At 70.9% G+C, this 5434-nt stretch carries 5 protein-coding genes; 3 read left to right on the top strand and 2 right to left on the bottom strand.

The window, feature by feature from the left end; all coding sequences use genetic code 11:
- Positions 1-139: 139 nt before the first annotated feature.
- Both D588_RS0103620 and D588_RS0103615 read right to left on the bottom strand, forming a co-directional pair.
- Positions 140-1435: a carbohydrate porin gene (locus tag D588_RS0103620; protein WP_026143338.1), complete on the bottom strand. Its 1296-nt coding sequence runs from the start codon at positions 1433-1435 to the stop codon at positions 140-142.
- Positions 1432-2940, bottom strand: a complete 1509-nt coding sequence (locus tag D588_RS0103615) for a right-handed parallel beta-helix repeat-containing protein (protein ID WP_017915010.1) — start codon at positions 2938-2940, stop codon at positions 1432-1434. The genes D588_RS0103620 and D588_RS0103615 overlap by 4 nt, the downstream gene beginning before the upstream one ends.
- A gap of 276 nt (positions 2941-3216) precedes the next feature.
- On the opposite strand from D588_RS0103615, the gene D588_RS0103610 reads away from it, so the two are divergent.
- The 3 genes from D588_RS0103610 to D588_RS0103600 all read left to right on the top strand — a co-directional run.
- Complete coding sequence (locus tag D588_RS0103610) at positions 3217-3756, top strand: gamma carbonic anhydrase family protein (RefSeq protein ID WP_017915009.1); 540 nt, start codon at positions 3217-3219, stop codon at positions 3754-3756.
- 97 nt (positions 3757-3853) lie between these two features.
- A complete protein-coding gene (locus D588_RS0103605; protein ID WP_017915008.1) occupies positions 3854-4777 on the top strand; it encodes a DUF2167 domain-containing protein in 924 nt (307 codons plus the stop codon).
- Between the two features lie 172 nt (positions 4778-4949).
- On the top strand, positions 4950-5434 hold a 485-nt coding region (locus D588_RS0103600), incomplete at its 3' end, for an RDD family protein (protein WP_017915007.1).

The raw sequence follows: 5434 nt of genomic DNA, 5'->3' as shown, positions 1-5434 counted from the left end.
CGGGCGCCGCTGCCGGAGGCGCCGCAGGTGCGGCCTGCAGCGGCGAGGCCAGCAGCAGGCCGGCGCAGCACAGGAAGGTCAGTCGTTGTGGCAACAAGGGCATCGGGATCGGCCTGGGCAGGAGGCGCGCAGCGCGCGCTCAGAAGGTGAGCTTGACCTGCAGCCCCACCGCCAGCGCGTTGTCGGTACGCGCATAGGCGAAGGTGCCGGGGTTGACGATGTACTGCACGTCCGGCCGCAGCATCAGCCAAGGGGTCAGCTGCGCGCTGTAGGACAGTTCGTAGAGTTCCTCGGCGGTGTCGAGCGCGAACACCGGCGCCTCCGGTGGCACGCCGGCATCGCGCAGCGCCGCGCGCCGCGCGTCGAGCAGGCGGTGGTTGATGTCGGCGCCGACGTAGCCCAGCGCGATGCGGTCCTGGCTGCGCCGGCCGATGCCCTGGTACACGCCGCCCACGGCGTACCAACGGGTGATCTGCGCGGTGGCACGGTCGGACACCATGTACTGGGCGAAGCCGGTGAGGCCGCGGCCGCGCTCGCCGCCGGGCGAATACAGCTTCTGTTCCACCAGCAGGTAGGCGCCGTCGCGGCCGGTGGTGGCGCGCGGGTCCAGGCCCTTGCGCGGCACGCGCGAGGAGTCGTAGTAGCCGCCGAACTTGTAGGTGCCCGGGTAGTTGCCGCCGGCGCCCGGCGTCCAGGTGAGTTCGACGGGGAACAGCGAGCCGGTGGTGCCGCGCGCGGTCAGGTCGAAGGCGGTGTGCACGTTGTTGTTGGTGCTGGGGTTGACCTGGAACCAGCCGACCCGCAGGTTCGCCGCCGGCGTCAGTTGCTGTGCCACTTCCGCGCCCCAGCGTGCGTTCGGATAGTTGTACCAGCCGCTGTTGCCGGACATCGCCAGCGGATGCGCGCAAAACGCGGCGTTGACGAAGTTGGTCAGCAGCGTGTGCGCGCCGAACTGGTTGCCCATCGCGTAGAAGCCGGCCTTGACGTAGCTGCGTCCGTCGTTGAAGCGGCGGTCGTAGCTCAGTTCGGTGAGCCGGGTGAACTGGCCGCCGTAGGCTTCCTGGATCGGGAAGCGGTTGCCGAGCAGGTCGGCCGAGGTGCTGCGGCCGCGGCGGTCGTTGACGGTCACGTGCAGCGCGCCGCCGCCCCAGCCGGCCAGTTTCGCCAGGTCCAGGTCCACGCCCAGCCGCACCTGCTGCGCATAGCGCGCGCCGCGCTCGCCGCGACCGCCGTCGACCAGACCCATGGCTTCGCCGACGTAGTCGCCGCGCACGTTGACGCCGCGCTGCAGCCAGTCGCTGCGCGTGCCGTCCCAGTCGCCGGTCAAGGTGCTGTGCGCCAAGTCGGCGGCGTCCTGCGCGGCGGCGACTGCCGGGTCGAAGGCGATGACCACAGCCAGCAGCGACCAGGCCGGTAGCGACGGTAGGCGGCTCACGGCGCCACCGCCAGCGGCGCGCTCAGCGGCGAGGTCGCGCCATCGTCGCTGGTGACGGTGGCGGTGAGCGTGGCCAGCACCGCGCCATCGCCGTCCAGCGGCAGCGCGAAGCGGCCCTGTCCCTGTGCATCCACTTGCGCCTCGACGCGGCCCAGATAGCGTTCGGCCTCGTCGTCGCCGCGGCGGCGGTTGCCGAACAGTTCCACCGTGTACAGATGGCCGGGGCGGCCGACGAAGCTGCCCTGCACCTGCGGCACGCCGGCGCCGCGTTCGATCGCGCGCAACTGCGGGGCGGCCTGGCCGAAGTTCGGCGGCGGTTGGCAACCGTCGGGCGCAGCAGCGCCGCAGATCGCCGCGCGCTTGCGCGGGTCCGGATCGACGCCGATGCCGCGCGAGCCGACGAAGGGCGCATGCTCCAGGCCCGGCACGCCGAACACGATGGCACCGCGCGGCTGGCCCGGGGCGCAGGCACCGCCGGCGAAGCAGCGTTCGATCTTCAGGCCGTTGCCGGACAGCAGGTTGGCGCTGAACCGGTTGGGCTCGCTGCGCGGCTGCGGGCGTACCGCGATGCCGATGCCGTTGCCGGTCAGGCGGTTGCCCTCGATCAGATTGTCGCGGCCAGTGACGCTGACCCCGATCGAATTGCCGGCGAAGTCGTTGTCGGCGATGGTGTTGCGGTTGCCCCAGTTGATCTGCAGCCCGTCCGAATAGCGCTCGAAGCGGTTGCGCAGCACGGTGTTGTCGTTGCCCCACAGGATCTCGATGCCCTGCGAGGGCTCGGGGTTGGCGTCGGTGGAGCGGAACACGTTGTCGGCCACCAGGTTCCAGGCCGCGCCGCGGGTCAGTTCCAGGCCGTCGCCGTTGTCGAGGAAGGTGTTGTGCTCGATGCGGTTGCGCACCGTGGTGGTGGCGGTGGACTGGCCGTTGCCGTCGTCGCCGGTCAGCATCACCCCGGCCCCGCCGTGGTTGGCGACGATGCGGTTGTCGCGCAACACATTGTCGCTGGCGCGGTTGAGCAGCACGCCGATGCAGAAGTTGCGGATCTCCAGGCCGCTCAGTTCCACGCCCTGGGTGTCGCGCAGCACCAGGCCCGGCAGCGTGGTGCTGCGCACGTTGGTGCCGAACTGGCCCTTCTCGGCGCCCGGGCAGGCGGCGGTGCCCTTGCCGTGGATGTAGCCGGCACCGTCGATGGCGATGTACTGGCCGTCGTGCGCCCGCGCCAGGCCCACCACCTGCAGCGGCCCCTGCAGCGCCGGCAGCGGTGCGCGCGGGCGGATCACGTACGGCGGCGCGCCCACCGCGGCGATCTCGATGCGGTAGCGGCCGGGGGCCTGGTTGGCGGTGGCGATCGCCCAGCGCAAGGAGCCCGGGGCATCGTCGTCGGCGTAGCGGTCCACGGTGAGCACGCTGCGCTCCGGCGGCGGCGGCTCGGCCTGGTAGGCGCACACGGCACCGGGAAGCAGGGCCGCGAGCAGGGCCAGGCCGCGGGAAAACGCACAGGACATGCACCATCTCCAACAGAATCGGGACCGCACCGGCGGCGGGCAGCGCCGCGGCCGCCAGCGGGCACGCGTCGCGCGCTGCCAGACGCCGGGACAGCGGCAACGCTAGTTTTATCGCACTGCACCATTCAAGTGCGAATATCGATTAGCGGTGCGCTTATCGCACAACCGCGTGCTTCGCCCAGCCGCTCGGGCGCTCCACGGGCGGCAGCCGGCGCCAGGCGCCGCGCTATCATCGGCGCCCGCGTGGCCGCCGGCCGCCCACCGCCGGAGAGCAGCATGTCCCCGATCCGCCCCTACCTCGACACGACTCCGCAGCTGGGCGCGCGCGTCTATGTCGACCCGGCCTGCACCGTGATCGGCGACGTGGTGCTGGAGGACGACGTGTCGGTATGGCCGGGCACGGTGATCCGCGGCGACGTCAACTACGTGCGCATCGGCGCGCGCAGCAACATCCAGGACGGCACCATCATCCACGTCAGCCACCACAGCCCGTTCAACGCGGCCGGCTACCCGACCCTGATCGGCGCGGACGTGACCGTGGGCCACGGCACCATCATCCATGCCTGCACCATCGAGGACCTGTGCCTGATCGGCATGGGCGCCTGCATCCTCGACGGCGCCACGGTGAAGAAATACGGCTTCGTCGGTGCCGGTGCGGTGGTCGGCCCGGGCAAGACCGTCGGCGAGGGCGAGCTGTGGCTGGGCAATCCCGCGCGCAAGGCGCGCATGCTCAGCGACAAGGAGATCGAGAGCCTGCACTACTCGGCGCAGCACTACGTGCGGCTGAAGGACCGTTACCTCACCGGCAACGGCTGAGGCCACTGCGGTGGTTGCGGCACCTGCGCCGCGGCTGGCGTGCGCCGCGCGCTTGCGCGACACTAGGCGCCTCTGGCGTGGGGACGCCACCGAACGAATGGAATCGCCGATGATCAAGATCTCGCTGCGCGGCCTGCTGGCCGTTTTTTTCTGCGCGCTGTGCGCCACCGCCGGCCCGGCCCTGGCCCAGGACAACGGCCCGGACATGACCGCCGAGCAGTTCGTCGGCACGCTGCATTTCCGCGACGGGCATATCGAACTGCCGCAGGCCAAGGTGCATTTCGACCTCGGCCCGGCGTTCCGCTTTCTGGACAAGGCCGACGCGCGCAGGGTGCTGGAAAGCTACTGGGGCAACCCGCCCGACGACGACGTGCTGGGCCTGATCGTGCCGCGCCAGCCCGCGCTCGACGAGAAGGGCAGTTGGGCGGTGGTCGTCACCTATTCCGACGACGGCTACGTGTCCGACGAGGACGCCAGCAAGATCGACTACCAGGCCATGCTCAAGGACATGCAGGAGGAGACGCGCGAGTCCAACGCGCAGCGCAAGAAGGCCGGCTACGAGCAGGTCGACCTGATCGGCTGGGCGGTGCCGCCGCGCTACGACACCGGCAGCAAGAAGCTGTACTGGGCGCGCGAGCTGGCGTTCGCCGGCGAGCACGAGCACACCCTCAACTACGACATCCGCGTGCTCGGCCGGCATGGCTATCTGAGCCTCAATGCGGTCTCGGGCATGGGCGAACTGGCGCAGGTGCGCGAGGGCATGCAGCAGTTGCTGCCGATGGCCGAGTTCGACAGCGGCGCCCGCTATGCCGACCACAACCCGTCCACCGACAAGATCGCCAGCTACGGCCTGGCCACCCTGATCGGCGGCGGCCTGGCGGCCAAGGCCGGCCTGTTCGCCAAGCTGGGCCTGTTGTTGGCCAAGGCCTGGAAGCTGCTGCTGGTCGGCCTGATGGCGCTGGTCGCCGGCGTGCGCAAGCTGTTCTCCGGGCGCCAGCGCGACGGCGGCACGGTGCGTTGATCGGCGCCGCCGGCGTGCTGGGCAATTCACGCCACGCCGGCTAAAGTGCCGCTTCGGAGCAGGACGCAGTCGAGAGCAGCATGCCGCCACAGGCAGCCGGCCGAACGGAAGGACGGCCTCCCCACATCGCAGGTGCCCGTATCCGCCGCACCACCTGGCGGCGGTAAGCGGCATGCTCGATACCTACCGCGAAGTCATCACCCCCGAGGGCGTGCCGCTGCATCTGCCGGCCGCCGGTGCGGTGCCGCGCGCGCTGGCCTGGCTGATCGACCTGGCGCTGCGCTTCGCCCTGCTCACCGCCATGGGCATGTTCCTCGGCCTGCTCGGCGGCCTCGGCCAGGGCCTGTACCTGGTGGCGATGTTCCTGGTGTTCTGGGCGTACCCGATCGTGCTGGAGGGCTGGCGCGGCCAGACCCTGGGCAAGCAGGCGCTGGGCCTGCGCGTGGTGGCGCGCAACGGCGCGCCGGTGGGCTGGATGGCCGCGATCACCCGCAACCTGCTGCGCACCGTGGACATGCTGCCGTTCGGCTACGCCGTCGGCCTGATCGCCTGCCTGTTCGACACCCATTCGCGGCGCCTGGGCGACCTGGTCGCAGGCACGCTGGTGGTGCACCAGCCGCCGCGCGAGGACGAGGCGCTGCCGCCGATTGCCAGCGA

The organism is Xanthomonas sp. SHU 308 (assembly GCF_000364645.1).
Lineage (GTDB): Bacteria > Pseudomonadota > Gammaproteobacteria > Xanthomonadales > Xanthomonadaceae > Xanthomonas_A > Xanthomonas_A sontii.
This window is presented reverse-complemented; position numbering and strand designations above follow the sequence as displayed.

Coding starts and splice junctions, on each gene's coding strand:
- D588_RS0103605 (WP_017915008.1), top strand. CDS start 3,854: ATGGAATCGCCGATGATCAAGATCTCGCTGCGCGGCCTGCTGGCCGTT.
- D588_RS0103610 (WP_017915009.1), top strand. CDS start 3,217: ATGTCCCCGATCCGCCCCTACCTCGACACGACTCCGCAGCTGGGCGCG.
- D588_RS0103615 (WP_017915010.1), bottom strand. CDS start 2,940: ATGTCCTGTGCGTTTTCCCGCGGCCTGGCCCTGCTCGCGGCCCTGCTT.